The sequence below is a fragment of the Acidovorax sp. PRC11 genome (genome assembly GCF_031844105.1).
Classification (GTDB): domain Bacteria; phylum Pseudomonadota; class Gammaproteobacteria; order Burkholderiales; family Burkholderiaceae_C; genus Paracidovorax.
In genome coordinates this window covers 56,446-72,974 of the sequence record NZ_JAUZUQ010000015.1, presented here as the reverse complement: position 1 = coordinate 72,974, position 16,529 = coordinate 56,446, and the positions used below count along the sequence as shown (strand labels likewise).

At 69.4% G+C, this 16,529-nt stretch carries 13 protein-coding genes; 8 read left to right on the top strand and 5 right to left on the bottom strand.

The features are described from left to right. The first annotated feature begins 41 nt into the window (after positions 1 to 41). The 5 genes from Q9R47_RS17070 to Q9R47_RS17050 all read left to right on the top strand — a co-directional run bounded on the left by Q9R47_RS17070 (position 42) and on the right by Q9R47_RS17050 (position 6,138). Complete coding sequence (locus tag Q9R47_RS17070; RefSeq protein WP_311234381.1) at positions 42 to 749, top strand: YceH family protein; 708 nt, start codon at positions 42 to 44, stop codon at positions 747 to 749. A 67-nt stretch (positions 750 to 816) separates the two neighbouring features. After that, positions 817 to 2,022, top strand: coding sequence for an acyl-CoA dehydrogenase family protein (locus tag Q9R47_RS17065; protein WP_311234380.1), 1,206 nt, complete (start codon positions 817 to 819; stop codon positions 2,020 to 2,022). Positions 2,023 to 2,173: 151 nt separating this feature from the next. Continuing rightward, on the top strand, positions 2,174 to 3,289 hold the full coding sequence (locus Q9R47_RS17060) for an acyl-CoA dehydrogenase family protein (RefSeq protein ID WP_311234379.1): 1,116 nt from the start codon (positions 2,174 to 2,176) through the stop codon (positions 3,287 to 3,289). A gap of 108 nt (positions 3,290 to 3,397) precedes the next feature. Continuing rightward, on the top strand, positions 3,398 to 4,735 hold the full coding sequence (locus Q9R47_RS17055; RefSeq protein WP_311234378.1) for a glycoside hydrolase family 18 protein: 1,338 nt from the start codon (positions 3,398 to 3,400) through the stop codon (positions 4,733 to 4,735). Positions 4,736 to 4,827: 92 nt separating this feature from the next. Further along, on the top strand, positions 4,828 to 6,138 hold the full coding sequence (locus Q9R47_RS17050; RefSeq protein WP_311234377.1) for a tetratricopeptide repeat protein: 1,311 nt from the start codon (positions 4,828 to 4,830) through the stop codon (positions 6,136 to 6,138). A 23-nt stretch (positions 6,139 to 6,161) separates the two neighbouring features. Here Q9R47_RS17050 and Q9R47_RS17045 read toward each other — a convergent pair whose 3' ends face one another. The 5 genes from Q9R47_RS17045 to Q9R47_RS17025 all read right to left on the bottom strand — a co-directional run bounded on the left by Q9R47_RS17045 (position 6,162) and on the right by Q9R47_RS17025 (position 11,729). Further along, the gene (locus tag Q9R47_RS17045) at positions 6,162 to 7,715 is read right to left on the bottom strand and encodes a methyl-accepting chemotaxis protein (protein ID WP_311234376.1); all 1,554 of its coding nucleotides are present in this window, start codon (positions 7,713 to 7,715) and stop codon (positions 6,162 to 6,164) included. A gap of 147 nt (positions 7,716 to 7,862) precedes the next feature. Beyond that, on the bottom strand, positions 7,863 to 9,146 hold the full coding sequence (locus Q9R47_RS17040; RefSeq protein ID WP_311234375.1) for a TRAP transporter large permease: 1,284 nt from the start codon (positions 9,144 to 9,146) through the stop codon (positions 7,863 to 7,865). Positions 9,147 to 9,176: 30 nt separating this feature from the next. After that, positions 9,177 to 9,692 (bottom strand): TRAP transporter small permease, encoded by a 516-nt coding sequence (locus Q9R47_RS17035; RefSeq protein WP_311234374.1) that lies wholly within the window; start codon positions 9,690 to 9,692, stop codon positions 9,177 to 9,179. A 166-nt stretch (positions 9,693 to 9,858) separates the two neighbouring features. Then, on the bottom strand, positions 9,859 to 10,851 hold the full coding sequence (locus tag Q9R47_RS17030) for a TRAP transporter substrate-binding protein (protein WP_404977166.1): 993 nt from the start codon (positions 10,849 to 10,851) through the stop codon (positions 9,859 to 9,861). Between the two features lie 320 nt (positions 10,852 to 11,171). Continuing rightward, entirely contained in the window at positions 11,172 to 11,729 is a 558-nt protein-coding gene (locus Q9R47_RS17025) for an HNH endonuclease (RefSeq protein WP_311234372.1), read from the bottom strand. Between the two features lie 156 nt (positions 11,730 to 11,885). Here Q9R47_RS17025 and Q9R47_RS17020 point away from each other — a divergent pair, with 156 nt between their 5' ends. The 3 genes from Q9R47_RS17020 to lspA all read left to right on the top strand — a co-directional run bounded on the left by Q9R47_RS17020 (position 11,886) and on the right by lspA (position 16,468). After that, the gene (locus tag Q9R47_RS17020) at positions 11,886 to 12,935 is read left to right on the top strand and encodes a bifunctional riboflavin kinase/FAD synthetase (RefSeq protein ID WP_311234371.1); all 1,050 of its coding nucleotides are present in this window, start codon (positions 11,886 to 11,888) and stop codon (positions 12,933 to 12,935) included. Between the two features lie 156 nt (positions 12,936 to 13,091). Then, the gene (gene ileS / locus Q9R47_RS17015; RefSeq protein ID WP_311234370.1) at positions 13,092 to 15,965 is read left to right on the top strand and encodes an isoleucine--tRNA ligase; all 2,874 of its coding nucleotides are present in this window, start codon (positions 13,092 to 13,094) and stop codon (positions 15,963 to 15,965) included. Next, positions 15,965 to 16,468: a signal peptidase II gene (gene lspA, locus Q9R47_RS17010; protein WP_311234436.1), complete on the top strand. Its 504-nt coding sequence runs from the start codon at positions 15,965 to 15,967 to the stop codon at positions 16,466 to 16,468. Before ileS ends, lspA begins: the two co-directional genes overlap by 1 nt. Positions 16,469 to 16,529: the final 61 nt, after the last annotated feature.

The following is a 16,529-nucleotide window of genomic DNA, read 5'->3' as shown; positions in this document are numbered from 1 at the left end:
TCCCCCCGTTCCTGCCCCGTTACACCACGACCGGACCCACCATGCCCTTCGATCCCCGCCTGCAACCCCTCGACGCCGCCGAAGCCCGCGTGCTCGGCACCCTCATGGAGAAGGCCCGCACCGTGCCCGACAGCTACCCGCTCACGCTGAACGCCGTGGTGACGGGCTGCAACCAGAAATCGAGTCGCGATCCGGTGACCACGCTGTCGGACGCCGAGGTGCAGGAGGCGCTGGACAGCCTGCGCCGCCGCGCCATGGTGGTGGAGATCGGCGGCCAGCGCACCACGCGCTGGGAGCACAACTTCCCGCGCGCGGTGGGCGTTCCCGACCAGTCGGCCGCCCTGCTCGGCCTGTTGATGCTGCGCGGCCCGCAGACCGCCGGCGAGCTGCGCATCAATGCCGAGCGCTGGCACCGCTTCGCGGACATCTCCTCGGTGGAGGCCTTCCTCGACGAGCTGCAGTCGCGCAGCGAGGAAAAGGGAGGCCCCCTGGTGGCCCTGCTGCCGCGCGCCCCGGGCGCCCGCGAACCGCGCTGGACGCACCTGCTCTGCGGCCCCCTGAGCGCCGCCGACATGGCCGCGCAGGCCGCCCAGGCCACGGCCTCCGCTTCCACGGCCTCCTCCGCGCGCACCGCCGACCCGGCGCTGGCCGAGCGGGTGGGGGCACTGGAGGCCGAGGTGGCCGCGCTGCGCGGATCGCTCGCGGCCCTGTGCGGACAGCTCGGGGTGTCGCTCCCCGGACAGCCATAAAAAGCACGACCGTGCTACAAATTGCGGTATCGCGCCGGCCACGTCGGCGCTCACACGGAGACACCGCATGGACCTTGCTTTCACCCCCGAAGAACAGGCCTTCCGCGAAGAGATTCGCGCGTGGGTCCGCGAACACCTGCCGGCCGAGACCGCGCACAAGGTGCACAATGCCCTGCGCCTGACGCGCGACGACCTGCAGGGCTGGGCGAAGATCCTCGGCAAGAAGGGCTGGCTGGGCTTCGGCTGGCCCAAGCAGTTCGGCGGCCCCGGCTGGACCGCCGTGCAGAAGCACCTGTTCGAGGAGGAGTGCGCGCTGGCCGGCGCGCCGCGCATCGTGCCGTTCGGCCCGGTGATGGTGGCGCCGGTCATCATGGCCTTCGGCTCGCCCGAACAGCAGCAGCGCTTCCTGCCGGGCATCGCGAGCGGCGAGGTCTGGTGGAGCCAGGGCTACAGCGAGCCCGGCTCGGGCTCCGACCTGGCCAGCCTCAAGACGCGCGCCGAGCGACGCGGCGACAAGTACATCGTCAACGGCCAGAAGACCTGGACCACGCTCGGCCAGTACGGCGACTGGATGTTCAACCTCGTGCGCACCAGCACGGAGGGCAAGCCGCAGACCGGCATCAGCTTCCTGCTGCTGGACATGAAGTCGCCCGGCGTCACCGTGCGGCCGATCAAGCTGCTGGACGGCGAGTGCGAGGTCAACGAGGTGTTCTTCGACAACGTCGAAGTGCCGGCCGAGAACCTGATCGGAGAGGAGAACAAGGGCTGGACCTACGCCAAGCACCTGCTCTCCCACGAGCGCACCAACATCGCCGACGTGAACCGCAGCAAGCGCGAGCTGGAGCGCTTGAAGCGCATCGCCAAGACCGAAGGCGTGTGGGACGACCTGCGTTTCCGCGACCAGATCGCGCTGCTCGAAGTGGACATCGTGGCGCTGGAGATGCTGGTGCTGCGCGTGCTGTCGGCCGAGAAATCGGGCAAGAACTCGCTGGACATCGCCGGCCTGCTGAAGATCAAGGGCAGCGAGATCCAGCAGCGCTATGCCGAACTCATGATGCTCGCCGCCGGCCCGTATTCCCTGCCCTTCATCGAAGAGGCCATGGAGGCCGGCTGGCAGGGCGATGCGGCGATGGGCGCGCTGGGCGGCTACCCGGGCGGCACCGTGGCGAACGCGCCGCTGGCCTCGACCTACTTCAACCTCCGCAAGACCACGATCTACGGGGGGAGCAACGAAGTCCAGCGAAACATCGTCGCCCAGACGGTGCTGGGCTGATTTTTCTTCCGGGGGAGCGACGATGTTTCGCTGGTGCGATGACGCACGGCTCCCCCGGGCCCCCTCCGCGAGGGGGTTCCAGTATGAGCTTCGCTGATCTTTGAGGGGGTGGCACGAATGCCCTGCCACGAATCAGCTTTAGGAGACGAGCATGGATTTTGATTTTTCCGATGACCAGCAATCTTTGCGCGATGCGGTGCGGCGCTGGGTGGACAAGGGCTATGCGTTCGAGCGGCGCCGCGGCATCGTTGCGGCGGGCGGTTTCGACCGGGCGGCGTATGGCGAATTGGCGGAACTGGGCCTGACGGCGCTGACGGTGCCGGAGGCGCACGACGGGCTGGGCCAGGGCGCGGTGGACGCGATGGTGGCCATGGAGGAACTGGGCCGCGGCATCGTGCTGGAGCCGCTGGCGCAGACCTTCGTGGCGAGCGGCGTGCTGTCGCAGTGCGCGCCGGAAGCCGTGCAGGCCGCGTGGCTGCCGCGCATCGCGAGCGGCGAGGCGCTGGTGGTGCTGGCGCACCAGGAGCGCAAGGCGCGCTACCGGCTGGACGTGTGCGAAGCCCAGGCCACCGGCGCGGGCGACGGCATCGCGGTGTCGGGCACGAAGAGCCTCGTGCCCGCGGGCGACCAGGCCGATGCCTTCCTGGTGCCGGCGCAGCACCAGGGCCGAATGGCCCTCTTCCTCGTCGAGCGCGGCGCGCGGGGCGTGGCCACGCGCGGCTACGTGACGCAGGACGGCAGCCGCGCGGCGGAGGTTCAGTTCGATGGCGCGCCGGCCACGCTGGTCGCGGAAGACGGGCTCGCGGCGCTGGAGCTGGCGGTGGACATCGGCATCGCCGCGGCCTGCGCCGAGGCGGTGGGCGTGATGGACCAGACCGTCGCGCTCACCGTGGACTACATGAACCAGCGCAAGCAGTTCGGCGTGCCGATCGCGAGTTTCCAGGCGCTGCGCCACCGCGTGGCCGACATGAAGATGCAGCTGGAGCTGGCGCGCTCGATGAGCTACTACGCCAGCCTGAAGCTCGGCGCGCCGGCCGACGAGCGCCGACGCGCGCTCGCACGCGCCAAGGTGCAGCTGGGCCAGTCGATGCGCTTCGTGGGCCAGCAATCGGTGCAGCTGCACGGCGGCATCGGCGTGACCGACGAGTACATCGGCAGCCACTACTTCAAGAAGCTCACGCAGCTGGAAATGACCTGGGGCGATACGCTGCACCACCTGGGCGAGGTGTCGGCGCGCATGCAGGATACGGCGGGCGTTTTCGCCTGAAGGCACGCAAACCAAAGCGCCACCCGCACCATTGCATGCATGGTGCTGCATTGACCGGCTCGGCCGTGGCCCGCAGAGTGCGAACTCCCCCCACAAGGAGCTTCGCACATGCGTTTCCCTCACCGCACGCCGGGCCTGACCTGGCTGCTATCCGCCGCCCTGCTCTCCGCGGCCTCCGCCTTCGCACACCCCTCCCTTCCGCAGGCGCTGGGCCGCCAGGCCGCGCCGGCCTCGCCCGCCCGCGAGGTCGTGGCCTACTTCACTTCCTGGGGCATGTACGACCGCGGCTACACGGTCAAAGACCTCGCCGCGCAGCCTGCCCTGCAGTGGCTCACGACCATCAACTACGCCTTCGGCAACGTGCAGCCCGCTAATGCGGACGGCACCGGCGCGATCGGCTGCCAGCTCGGCGACGCCTGGGCCGACGTGGAGCGCCCCTGGACGGCGCAGGAGAGCGTCGACGGCGTCGCGGTGGACGAGAGCCAGCCGCTGCGCGGCAACTTCCAGCAGCTGCGCGTGCTCAAGCGCAGTCACCCGGACCTGCGGCTGGTGGTCTCGCTGGGCGGCTGGAACGGCTCCAAGTGGTTCTCCGACGCGGCCCTGACCGAGGCATCGCGCCGCACGATGGTCAAGTCGTGCATCGACCTCTTCATCCGCGGCCGCACCGATCCCGCGCAGACGGGCGACGGCGACGGCCCTGCCGCCGGCTTGTTCTCGGGCATCGACCTGGACTGGGAATTCGTCGCCGCCGAAGGCGCGCCCGGCAACATCGTGCGGCCGGAGGACACCCGGAACTTCACGCTGCTGCTGCAGGAGTTCCGCCGCCAGCTCGATGCCATCGACCCGTCGCTGCGCCTGACCGTCGCGGCGCCGGCCCCGAAGGATGCCAGCAGCAAGCTCGAGCTGCCGGCCATCGCCCGCACGGTGGACTTCATCAACCTCATGACCTACGACATGCACAACTCGCTGGAGCTGCGCGCCAATTTCCATGCGGCGCTGCTGCCCAGCCCGCGCGATCCGGACCGCGCCGAGGGGCTGACCGTGGTGGAAACCGTCGAACGCTATCTGAAGGCGGGCGTTCCGGCGTCCCAGCTCGTGCTGGGCATTCCGCTCTATTCGCGCGGCTGGACCGGGTTGCCGGCGGCGAACGACGGCCTCTACCAGATGTCGACGGGCCCGGCCCCGGGCACCTACGAGAGCAGCTTCGAGGATTACCGCAACCTCACCAGAAAGCAGGGATACACGCGCCACTGGGACGCGTGGTCCCGCTCCGCGTGGCTCTTCGACGGCACCACCTTCTGGACGCTGGACGGCCCCGAGAGCGTGCGCGACAAGACCCTTCTGGTGAAGCTCGGGGGCCTGCGCGGCGTGATGTTCTGGGAACTTTCGAACGACGACGGCGTGCTGGTGGACCTCGCCGGCCGCGAACTGTCGGGCCTGCGTTGAAGCCGGCCGTGGCGCAGCGGGCGAATCCGGGATAATCCCGTGATTCCCTGCAGCCGGGCCCCGTGCCCGGCTCTCTATTTTCAGCACGAGACATGAGCGCCACTGCAACCCCCACCGACCCGAACCGCCAACACCTCGAAACGGCGCGCGAGCTGATCTCGCGCGGCGAACTGCAGCAGGCCGCGCTCACGCTGAACCAGGCGCAGCGGACGATGCCGAACGATCCGCGGGTGTTCATGCTCGCGGGCCTCATGGCCGAAAAGGCGGGCAACATCCCGAAGGCCTTCGACGGACTGCGCCGCGCCGTGACCCTGGCACCCGACTGGGCACCCGGGCAGCTCGAGTTCGCCCTGCTGCATGCACGCCAGAACCAGCTGCGCGAGGCCGTCGAACTGGCCGAGAAGCTGGCCCTGGCCCATCCGAACGATCTCGTGGTGCTCGCAGGCGTGGTGGACATCGCCCACCGCGCGGGCCACCTCGACATGGCCATTCGCCACCTGCGCCGGGGCCTGGTGCTGGTGCCGGGCGACGTGCAGCTGCGCCGCCTGCTCGCGCGCGACCTGGGTGACCAGGGCAACCATGGCGAGGCGCTGGAGACCTGGGGGGCGCTCATCGGCGAGAACCCGCAGGATGCGGAGTCCCGCCTCGGCCGTGTGAAGGCCTGCATCGCCGCCGGCAAGCCGGCGCAGGCCGTGGCCGACACCACGGCGCTGATGGAACTCGCGCCCGGCGATTCGGTGGTGGCCTACTACACCGCCATCGCCCACGGCGTCACGCCGCAGCACCAGCCGCCGGAACTGCACCGCGCGATGTTCGACAGCCTCGCGAGCCTCTACGACCAGCACATGGTCGCCGGCCTCAAGTACAAGCTGCCGAAGATCGCCGCGGAGAAGATCCTCGCGCGCTATCCCGACAAGCATCTCAACGTGCTGGACCTGGGCTGCGGCACCGGGCTGCTGGGCGTGTGCCTGGGCCGCCTCGACGGCTTCCTCATCGGCGTGGACATTTCCATGAAGATGATCGAGCAGGCGGCGCGCCACAACGTGTACGACCGCTTCCACAACGCGAACCTGCTGGACGCGCTGCGCGACACCCCCGACTCCACTTACGAGGTGGTGGCGGCGCTGGACGTCTTCATCTATGCGGGCGATCTCACGGACACCGTGCCCGACGCCTTCCGGTTGATCGTGCCGCACGGCGACTTCCTCTTCTCCTGCGAAGCCGCGCCCGAGGACGGCCCCGACCTCGTGCTGCAGGCCAGCGGCCGCTACGCCCACAAGCGCAGCCACGCCATGGCGGTGTGCCGCGAGGCGGGCTTCACCTCCGTCGAGATCGAAGACCTCGTCTTGCGCTACGAAGGCGACCAGCCCGTGCAGGGCTTCCTCGTCAGCGCGCGCAAGTAAGGGAAAGAGAGCGGCCGGGCCGCTCAGGTCCGGAACACGTCCACCGCCCACACCAGCTGGGCAGCCTGCTGCTGCATGGACCGGGCCGCGGCGGCGCTTTCTTCCACCAGGGCGGCGTTCTGCTGGGTGCCCTGGTCCATCACGGTAACCGCCTCGCCGACCTGCGCCACGCCATCGCTCTGGGCGCTGCTCGCGGCGCTGATCTCGCTCATCAGGTCGGTCACGCGCTGGATCGCGGAGACCACCTCCGCCATGGTGGTGCCGGCCTTGTCCACCAGTTGCGATCCCTCGCCCACGCGCTCGACACTGGCACCGATCAGGTCCTTGATCTCGCGCGCGGCCTGGGCGCTGCGCTGGGCCAGCAGGCGCACCTCGCTGGCCACCACGGCGAAACCCCGGCCCTGCTCGCCGGCGCGCGCCGCCTCCACCGCCGCGTTGAGCGCCAGGATGTTGGTCTGGAACGCGATGGAATCGATCACGCCGATGATGTCCGCGATCTTGCGGCTGGATTCGTTGATGCCCTGCATGGTCTGCACCACCGCGGCCACGACCTCGCCTCCCTGCACCGCCACCTGGCTGGCATTCAGGGCCAGCTGGTTGGCCTGGCGGGCGCTGTCTGCGTTCTGGCGCGAGGTGGAGCCCAGGTGCTCCATCGATGCCGACGTCTCCTCCAGCGCAGCCGCCTGCTGCTCGGTGCGGGCCGACAGATCGTTCGTACCTGCGGAGATCTCCACCGAAGCCTGGGACACCGCGTCGGCGGACTGCCGCACCTGCCCGATCACCTGCGCCAGCTGCATCCGCATGGCCGCCAGATGGTGGACCAGGCTGGAGGTGTCGCCCGCGCGGGCCGAGAACGTGTCGCGCAGGTCGCCGCCGGCGATCTGCCGTGCGATCGCGGTCGCCTGCGCGGGATCGCCACCGAGCTGGCGCAGCACCGAGCGGATCATCCACCAGCCGAGCGCCACCCCGAGCGCGGTCCCCGCCACGATCAGGGCAGACACTGCCAGGAACGTGCGGTCGACGGAGGCCGCCACGCGCTCCGTCTCGCTCCGCGCTTCCTGCTCCTGCAGTTTTCCGGCCTCCAGCAGCAGGTTGCGAACTTCCACGTGCAGGCGGTCGGTGGAGGTGTTCAGCTCGGCCATCGCCGCTTCGGCATCGCCAGCCTGGGCGGCGGCCTGCAGCTTCGCCACGGACGCCTTGTAGCGGTCCCAGGTGTCCGCCAGTTTCTGCCCGGTCGCGTGCAGTGCGGCGCTGGAATCCGGCTGCTGCAGCAGGCCGATGGCATCGAGCACGGATTGCTCCGACTGCTGGTTGAGCGCAAGTGTCTCCTCGCGGGATTTCGGATCCGTCTTGAGGATGAAGGGGTACATGCGCCGGAAATGCACCGCTGCCTGCCGGCCCCCATCCACGACCTTGCGCAACGGGACCACGGTGTCGGTGTACATCTCGCGCTGCGCAGCGCTTACGGAGCGTAGCTGCAGCAGCCCCGTGCCCCCCACGAGCAGCAGCAACACCAGGAAGAAGGCCACGAGCGCAGTCAGTTTCTGCGCCAGGGTGGGGGACGGCTTGAGCGGCATGAAGATCTCCGTAAACTGCAACTCATCCGTGCAGATCAGGCATGCTGCCAGCAAATGTAATAAATTAATACACTCTTATCGAAACAAACAACACTCGGCCGTGCAATGCCTGTTCACGCAGGCACTGCAGCCAGCACCACTGCCCGCTCAGAACCCCAACGCGTGCGGCAGCCAGGTGGAGATGGCCGGCACGAAGGTCAGCAGCGCCAGCACGATCAGGTGCGCCACGAGGAACGGCGGCAGCTCGCGCGTGAGGGCTGCAAGCGGCACCTTGGTGGCCACGGAGGTGACGAACAGCAGCCCGCCCACGGGCGGCGTGATCATGCCGAGCGTCAGGTTGACGATCACCACCATCGCGAAGTGGATCGGGTCGATGCCCAGGGCGCTCGCGATCGGCGCGAGGATGGGCACCAGGATCATCACGCCGGGCAGCGGCTCCATGAAGATGCCGAAGAGCAGCAGCAGGATGTTCACCGCGATGAGGAAGGTGACGGGCGACAGGTCCCAGCCGACGATGGTCTGCGCGAGCTGCTGCGGAATGCCTTCGATGGTGAGCACCCAGGCGAACGCGGCCGAGGCCGCCACCACCAGCAGCACCGAGGCCGTGAGCAGCGCCGAGCGCGCCGCGATGTGCGGCAGCGCCTTCCACTCCAGCGTGCGGTAGATCCACTTGCCGCACACCAGCGCGTAGAACACCGCCACCACCGAGGCTTCGGTGGGCGTGAAGATGCCGAAGCGGATGCCGACCAGGATCAGCACCACCAGCATCAGCGCGGGGATGGCGCGGATGCTGTTGGAGAGCATCTCGCGGCCCGTGGGGCGCGGCTCGCGCGAGCGGTAGTCGCGCTGCACGCACACGCGCCAGTTGACGATCGCCATCGCCAGCGCGATGAGAAGGCCCGGTGCGAAGCCCGCGATGAAGAGCCCGCCCACCGAGACCTGCTCGTCCTGCAGCGCGTAGATGATCATGATGATCGAGGGCGGGATGATCGGCCCGACGATGGCGGTGCTGGCCGTGAGCGCGGCCGCATAGGCGCGCGAGTAGCCGGCCTTGTCCATCATCTTCACCATCATCGAGCCCGGGCCGGCCGCGTCGGCCAGGGCCGAGCCGGAGATGCCGGAGAACAGCGTGAGCGAGAGGATGTTGGCATGGCCGAGGCCGCCGCGCAGGTGCCCGACGAACTGTGCCGCGAAGCGCAGCAGCACCACGGTGAGCGCGCCGCCGGACATGATCTCGGCCGCGAGGATGAAGAAGGGCACGGCCATCAGCGGGAAGCTGTCGATGCCCGTGAACATCTCCTTGAAGACGATCAGCTGCGGATAGCGGCCGCCGACGAAGACGGCGATGGAGGCCGACATCGCGAGCGCGAAGGCGACCGGGAAACCCAGCGCCATCAGCACGATGGCGGAAACGAAAAGGGTGAGTGCCATGGCGTCAGTTCCTTGTGCGTGCGCGGGCCGTCACAGCGAGGCCGCCGATTCGGCGTCCATCTCGTCGGATTCGACATAGCGCCCGCCCAGCACGTAGCCGCGCGCCATGAAGAGCAGGTGCACGAAGAGCAGCAGGAAGCCTGCGGGCATGGCGGCGTAGATCCATGCGAACGGGATGTCGGTGGCCGGCGTGGTCTGGAAGCGCGTGGCCCAGACGTACTGCACCGAGAACCAGGCCATCGCGAGGAAGAACACGCCCAGCGCCACCACGATGAAGGCCCGAAGGGCCCGCGCGCCGCGCTCGCCGGCGATGTGGTGCAGGTTGTCGATCGCCACGTGGCCGCCGAAGCGCAGCACCAGCCCCGCGCCCAGGAAGGTGCCCCAGATCATCAGGTGGCGCGCCACCTCCTCGGCCCAGACGATGGAATCGCCGGTGGTGTAGCGCAGCACCACGTTGGCGAAGACGATGCAGGCCATGGCCAGCAGCAGGAGGATGAGGAGCCAGCGGTTGCAGGCCACGAGGGCGCGCTCGAAGCGTCGGAGCATGGGCGTTGGAAGCGGAACAGAGGAAGGGAAAGGAATCCGGCCGGACGGCGCATGGCCGCCCCGGGCCGTTCGGGGCATTGCACGGAAGCGGTGCGGCCGCGGCAGCGGGCACCGCCCGGGCGGCGCGCACGGCGGCGGGCTGGCGCCGCCCTGCGCACCGCGCGGCTTACTTGGCGCTGGTGATCTGGTCGAGCGTCTTCTGGCCGAACTTGGCGGCGTACTGCTTGTAGGCGGGCTCCAGGGCCTTCTGGAAGGCGGCCTTGTCCACCGACTCCTCCACCTGCATGCCGGCGGCCTTGACCTCGGCCAGGCCCTTCTGCTCGACGTCGTCCACGAACTTGCGGGAAGCCTGTGCGCCGGCCTTGGCACCCTGCGTGAAGGCGGCCTTCTGCGCGTCGTTCAGGCTGCCCCAGAAGTTGGGCGAGACGATGAGCGCCATCGGGGCGTACACGTGGCCGGTGAGCGAGAGGTACTTCTGCACCTGCGGCAGCTTGGCCGAGACGATCACCGACATGGGGTTCTCCTGCCCGTCGATCGTGCCCTGCTGCAGCGCGCCGATCACCTCGGGCCAGGACATCGGCGTGGGCGAGGCGCCGAGCGTGCGGAAGGCGGTGATGTGGACCGGGTTCTCGGTCACGCGGATCTTCAGGCCCTTGAGATCGGCCGGCGTCTTCACCGGATGCTTGTTGTTGGTGAGGTGGCGGAAGCCCTGCTCGCCCCAGGCCAGCGCGATCAGGCCGCGCTTCTGGAACTTGCCCAGCAGCTCCTGGCCGAAGGCGCCGTCGAGCACGCCGCGGGCATGGGCGGTGTCGCGGAACAGGAAGGGGATGTCCACCACGCCGACGTCGGGCACGAAGTTGCTCAGGGCGCCCGTGGAGACGATCACCGCCTCCACCGTGCCGAGCTGCAGGCCCTCGATCAGTTCGCGTTCGCCGCCGAGCGCGCTGGAGGGGAACTGCTTGAACTTGAAGGCGCCGTTCGTGCCCTTCTCCACCGTGTCGGCCCAGGCCTGCGCGGCCGCGCCGTAGTGCGAATTGACGGCCAGGGCATAGCCCAGCTTCACTTCCTTGCCCTGCTGGGCCTGGGCGGCACCCGCGGCCAGGCCGGCGATGGCGGCGACGGCGGCCGCGGCGACGGTGGCCAGGCCGTGGCGGCGCAGGGTTCCGGCCGCCGACAGGGACGCGGAAGGCACGGAGGGAGCGAAGGCGGAATCGGCGGCGTGGCGCATGGGTTCGGTGTCCGGTGAAAAGGAAAGAGGGAACGGAAAGGCGAGGAAACGGGAACAGGAACGGAAGCGGGCCCGGCAGGCCGGGCCGCCGCCGAAGGGCGGCGCGCCGCAGGGGCGGCCGGCGATTATGGCGGCGGCCACGGCCGCCGCGGAAGCGGGAATGCCCTGAGCATGCCACCGTGCGCGCACCGCCCGCGTGGCGGAACCGCGCCGCCGGGCGGCACGGATGGGCCCCTTCGGGCGCCAGCGGATCAGCTCAGCAGCCGGGAGGATTTCGGCACGTGCGCCATGAGGAACTCCATCTGGTCGGCCAGGATGCGCCGGTTGCGCAGGATGAAGTCTTCCCACAGGCTGGGCACGTAGGGGGTGTAGAGCAGCGGCATGTGGGCCTGCTCGGGCGTGCGCGGGCCCTTCCTGTGGTTGCAGGCGCGGCAGGCGGTGACCACGTTCATCCAGTGGTCCTCGCCGTTGCGCGCGAAGGGCACGATGTGTTCGCGCGTGAGGTCTTCCTCGTGGAAGTGGCCGCCGCAGTAGGCGCAGACGTTGCGGTCGCGGGCGAACAGCTTGGCGTTGGTGAGCGCGGGCCGCAGGCCGAAGGGGTTGATGCCGGGAACGCCCTTGGTGCCGATGATGCTGTTGACCTCGATCACCGACTGCTCGCCCGTGAGCGCGTTGTGCCCGCCGCGGAACACCGCGATCGGCCCGCCGGATTCCCAGCGCACCTCGCCCGCGGCATAGTGCGTGACCGCCTGTTCGAGCGAAATCCACGATTGCGGCAGCCCCTGGGCCGACAGCTTCAAGACCTTCACAACACCCTCCTTGCAACACGACAAGATTCGGAACGCTGATGTCTCGCGGGCCGCCCGCGGGGGCCCGTGCCGCACAATATACTCCCAAATCATGACGAATTGGCGGCCAGCGCTTGGCGCACCTGCGTGGCACGCTATCAAAAACATAGCATTCCGATGAAGATCTTCCGAGGCCTCCACCACCCCGGCATCGCCCCAGCCTGCGCGGTCACCATCGGCAATTTCGACGGTGTGCACCGCGGCCACCAGGCCATGCTGGCGCTGCTCGCCAGCGAAGCCGCGCACCGCGGCGTGGAGAGCTGCGTGCTCACGTTCGAGCCGCATCCGCGCGACTATTTCGCCAGCGCCCTGCGGCGGCCCGAGCTGGCGCCGGCGCGCATCGGAACGCTGCGCGACAAGTTGGAGGAACTGCAGCGCTGCGGCGTGCAGCAGGCAGTCGTTCTGCCCTTCAACGAGCGGCTGGCGCGACAGCCGCCCCAGGCCTTCATCGACGACGTGCTGGTGCACGGGCTGGGCGCGCGCTATGTGCTGGTGGGCGATGACTTCCGCTTCGGCGCGCAGCGCGCGGGCGACTACGCGATGCTGGACGCCGCCGGGCGCGAGCGCGGCTTCGACGTGGCGCGCATGAACAGCTACGAAGTGCATGGCCTGCGCGTCTCCAGCTCGGCCGTGCGCGAGGCGCTGGCCCGTGGCGACATCGAGGCCGCCGCCGCGCTGCTGGGCCGGCCCTATGCGATCAGCGGCCACGTGGTGCACGGGCGCAAGCTCGGCCGTGCGCTGGGCGCGAGCGCGGAGGGCGCCGCCGACGGCTTCCGCACGCTGAACCTCCGGTTCGCCCACTGGAAGCCCGCGGCCTCCGGCATCTTTGTGGTGCGGGTGCACGGCCTCTCGGAGCACCCCCTGCCCGGCGTCGCCAACCTGGGCGTGCGCCCCTCGCTCGATCCGCAGGATGCCAACGGCGGCCGCGTGCTACTGGAGACCCACTGCCTGGAGTGGCCCAGCCACCTGGGCACGGAAGAGGCCTACGGTAAAATCGTGCGCGTGGAACTCCTGCACAAACTGCACGACGAGCTGAAGTACGACAGCCTCGACGCCCTCACCGCCGGCATCGCCCGGGATTGCGAGGACGCGCGGGCGTATTTCGCGTCCACTCCGGCGGCCAGCTACACGGAAACCCGCCGCCAGACCACGCGCGACCGAATTTGACGCCGGCGCGGGCCGCGCACCTGCCGGGCCCGCATCCGCCGCACCTTCGCACCCGTGCCGCGCCCTGCGGCGCAGCCTCCCCTCTTCCGTCCATCCGCTCCGTTCCGCCCTGGCGGCCCCGGCATCCGCCGGCAGCCAGGCACACCCTGCCCAGCCATGTCCGACACCACGCATTCCGCCCCCGACGCCAGCCCCGGCACCGATTACCGCGCCACGCTGAACCTGCCCGACACCCCCTTCCCGATGCGCGGCGACCTGCCCAAGCGCGAGCCGGGCTGGGTGAAGGAGTGGGACGAGAAGGGCATCTACAAGAAGCTGCGCGACGCCCGCTGCGGCGCCCCGAAGTTCATCCTGCACGACGGCCCGCCCTACGCCAACGGCCAGATCCACATGGGCCACGCGGTGAACAAGATCCTCAAGGACATGATCACCAAGGCGCGCCAGCTGGAAGGCTTCGACGCGCTCTACGTGCCGGGCTGGGACTGCCACGGCCTGCCGATCGAGAACGCCATCGAGAAAAAGTACGGGCGCAGCCTGTCGCGCGACGACATGCAGGCGAAGAGCCGTGCTTTCGCCACCGAGCAGATCGCGCAGCAGCTGGGCGACTTCCAGCGCCTGGGCGTGCTCGGCGAATGGGACAACCCCTACAAGACGATGAACTTCGCCAACGAGGCCGGCGAGCTGCGCGCGTTCAAGCGCGTGATCGAACGCGGCTTCGTGTACCGCGGCCTCAAGCCCGTGTACTGGTGCTTCGACTGTGGCTCGTCGCTCGCCGAGTTCGAGATCGAGTACCAGGACAAGAAGAGCACCACGCTGGACGTGGCCTTCAAGGCGCACGACCCGCAGGCGCTGGCTGCCGCCTTCGGCCTGCCGGCCCTGGCGCGCGACGCCTTCATCGTGATCTGGACCACCACGGCCTGGACCCTCCCCGCCAACCAGGCGCTGAACCTGAACCCGGAGATCCGCTTCGCGCTGGTCGAGACCGAGCGCGGCCTGCTCGTGCTGGCCGAGCCGCTGGTCGAGTCGTGCCTGCAGCGGTACGGGCTGGAAGGCCGCGTGCTCGCCACCGCACCCGGCCAGGCGCTCGGCGGGCTGGAGTTCGAGCATCCGCTGTACGACGTGGCGAGCGAGGACGGCAGCTTCGGCTACCGCCGCCTCGCGCCGGTGTTCCTCGCCGACTACGCCACGGCCGACGACGGCACCGGCATCGTGCACTCCTCGCCCGCCTACGGCCTGGAGGATTTCAACTCCTGCCGCGCCAACGGCATGGCGCTGGACGAGATCCTCAACCCGGTGCAGGGCAACGGCACCTACGCGGCCGACTTCCCGCTCTTCGGCGGCCAGCACATCTGGAAGGCCGTGCCCGTCGTCATCGAGGCGCTGCGCGCTGCCGGCCGCCTGATGGCGACCAAGGACATCGTCCACAGCTACCCGCACTGCTGGCGCCACAAGACGCCCGTGATCTACCGCGCCGCCGCCCAGTGGTTCATCCGCATGGACGAAGGCGAAGGCGTGTTCACCAAGGACAAGGCGCCCAAGACGCTGCGCCAGACGGCGCTGGAAGCCATCGAGCACACCAGCTTCTACCCGGAGAACGGCAAGGCGCGCCTGCACGACATGATCGCCAACCGGCCCGACTGGTGCATCTCGCGCCAGCGCAGCTGGGGCGTGCCGATCCCGTTCTTCCTGCACAAGGATTCGGGCGAGCTGCATCCGCGCACGATGGAGATCCTCGACCAGGCGGCCGGCATCGTCGAGGCCGGCGGCATCGAGGCCTGGAGCCGCGTGACGGTGGAAGACATCCTCGGCGCCGAGGACGCGCCCCACTACTCCAAGAGCACCGACATCCTGGAGGTGTGGTTCGACTCGGGCTCCACCTTCTTCCACGTGCTGCGCGGAACGCACCCCGGCGTGCACCACGACAGCGGCCCCGAGGCCGACCTGTACCTGGAAGGCCACGACCAGCACCGCGGCTGGTTCCATTCGTCGCTGCTGCTGGCCTGCGCGCTGTACGACCGCGCGCCCTACAAGGGCCTGCTCACGCACGGCTTCACCGTGGACAGCCAGGGCCGCAAGATGAGCAAGTCGCTTGGCAACGGCATCGATCCGCAGGAGATCAACAAGAAGCTGGGCGCCGAGATCATCCGCCTGTGGGTGGCGGCGAGCGACTATTCGGGCGACATCGCGGGCGACGACAAGATCCTCGCGCGCGTGGTGGATGCCTACCGCCGCATCCGCAACACGCTGCGCTTCCTGCTGGCCAACGTGAGCGACTTCGATCCGGCCGCGGACGCCGTGCCGTTCGAGCAGATGCTGGAGATCGACCGCTACGCGCTCACCCGCGCCGCGGAGTTCCAGGCCGAGGTGCTGGCGCACTACCAGGTCTACGAGTTCCACCCGGTGGTCTCGAAGCTGCAGCTCTACTGCTCCGAAGACCTGGGCGGCTTCTACCTCGACGTGCTGAAGGACCGGCTCTACACCACGGCCCCCAAGAGCCTCGCGCGCCGCAGCGCGCAGACGGCGCTCTGGCACGTCACGCACGCGATGCTGCGCTGGATGGCGCCCTTCCTGTCGTTCACGGCGGAAGAGGCCTGGAAGGTGTTCGGCAGCTCCGAGAGCATCTTCCTGGAGACGTATTCCGACCTGCCGCGCGCCGAGGGGGCGCTGGTCGCCAAGTGGTCGCGCATCCGCGCGCTGCGCGATGCGGTGAACAAGGAGATCGAGACGCTGCGCGCGGCCGGCCAGGTGGGCGCGTCGCTGCAGGCGGTGGTGACGCTCACCGTGCCGCCGGAGGACCATGCGCTGCTCGCGAGCCTGGGCGATGACCTGAAGTTCGTCTTCATCACGTCCGCGATCGAGCTGGCTTCGGGCGACGCCGTGGGCATCGCGGCGCGGCCCAGCACCGACGCCAAGTGCGAGCGCTGCTGGCACTACCGCGCCGACGTGGGCCACGATGCGGCGCACCCGACGCTGTGCGGCCGCTGCACCAGCAACTTGTTCGGTGCCGGCGAGCACCGGGAGCACGCGTGATGGCGGCCCGCGGCAACACGGCGGCGGGCGGCGGCGCGCTCTGGCCCTGGCTGGCCTGGGCGCTGCTGCTCCTGGTGGCCGACCAGTTCACCAAGACGCTGATCCTGGGCTACTACCGCCTGGGCGATGCGACCTACGTCACCAGCTTCTTCAACATCGTGCGGGCGCACAACACCGGCGCGGCGTTCTCGTTCCTGGCGGACGCGGGCGGCTGGCAGCGCTGGGTGTTCACCGGCATCGGCGTGGCGGCGGCGCTCTTCATCGTCTGGCAATTGCGTGCGCACCCGGGGCAGAAGCTCTTCTGCTTCGCGCTCTCCAGCATCCTGGGCGGCGCCATCGGCAACGTGGTGGACCGGATGATGCACGGCTACGTGGTGGATTTTCTCGACTTCCACGCGCGCGGCTGGCACTTCCCGGCCTTCAACCTGGCGGACTCGGCGATCACGGTGGGCGCGGCCTGCCTGATCATCGACGAGCTGCTGCGGGTGCGTCGCGGGTCCTGAGCCGTTCGCGCGGCGCCGCCGGCCACGTCCCCGGCGGGCCGCCGGTGGACGCGGGCAGGCG

What these genes read in the sequence shown, in the direction of transcription:
- Q9R47_RS17055 (WP_311234378.1), top strand. Translation starts at nt 3,398, where the DNA reads ATGCGTTTCCCTCACCGCACGCCGGGCCTGACCTGGCTGCTATCCGCC.
- Q9R47_RS17035 (WP_311234374.1), bottom strand. Translation starts at nt 9,692, where the DNA reads ATGCTCCGACGCTTCGAGCGCGCCCTCGTGGCCTGCAACCGCTGGCTC.
- Q9R47_RS17050 (WP_311234377.1), top strand. Translation starts at nt 4,828, where the DNA reads ATGAGCGCCACTGCAACCCCCACCGACCCGAACCGCCAACACCTCGAA.
- lspA (WP_311234436.1), top strand. Translation starts at nt 15,965, where the DNA reads ATGGCGGCCCGCGGCAACACGGCGGCGGGCGGCGGCGCGCTCTGGCCC.
- Q9R47_RS17020 (WP_311234371.1), top strand. Translation starts at nt 11,886, where the DNA reads ATGAAGATCTTCCGAGGCCTCCACCACCCCGGCATCGCCCCAGCCTGC.
- Q9R47_RS17060 (WP_311234379.1), top strand. Translation starts at nt 2,174, where the DNA reads ATGGATTTTGATTTTTCCGATGACCAGCAATCTTTGCGCGATGCGGTG.
- Q9R47_RS17070 (WP_311234381.1), top strand. Translation starts at nt 42, where the DNA reads ATGCCCTTCGATCCCCGCCTGCAACCCCTCGACGCCGCCGAAGCCCGC.
- Q9R47_RS17040 (WP_311234375.1), bottom strand. Translation starts at nt 9,146, where the DNA reads ATGGCACTCACCCTTTTCGTTTCCGCCATCGTGCTGATGGCGCTGGGT.
- ileS (WP_311234370.1), top strand. Translation starts at nt 13,092, where the DNA reads ATGTCCGACACCACGCATTCCGCCCCCGACGCCAGCCCCGGCACCGAT.
- Q9R47_RS17065 (WP_311234380.1), top strand. Translation starts at nt 817, where the DNA reads ATGGACCTTGCTTTCACCCCCGAAGAACAGGCCTTCCGCGAAGAGATT.
- Q9R47_RS17045 (WP_311234376.1), bottom strand. Translation starts at nt 7,715, where the DNA reads ATGCCGCTCAAGCCGTCCCCCACCCTGGCGCAGAAACTGACTGCGCTC.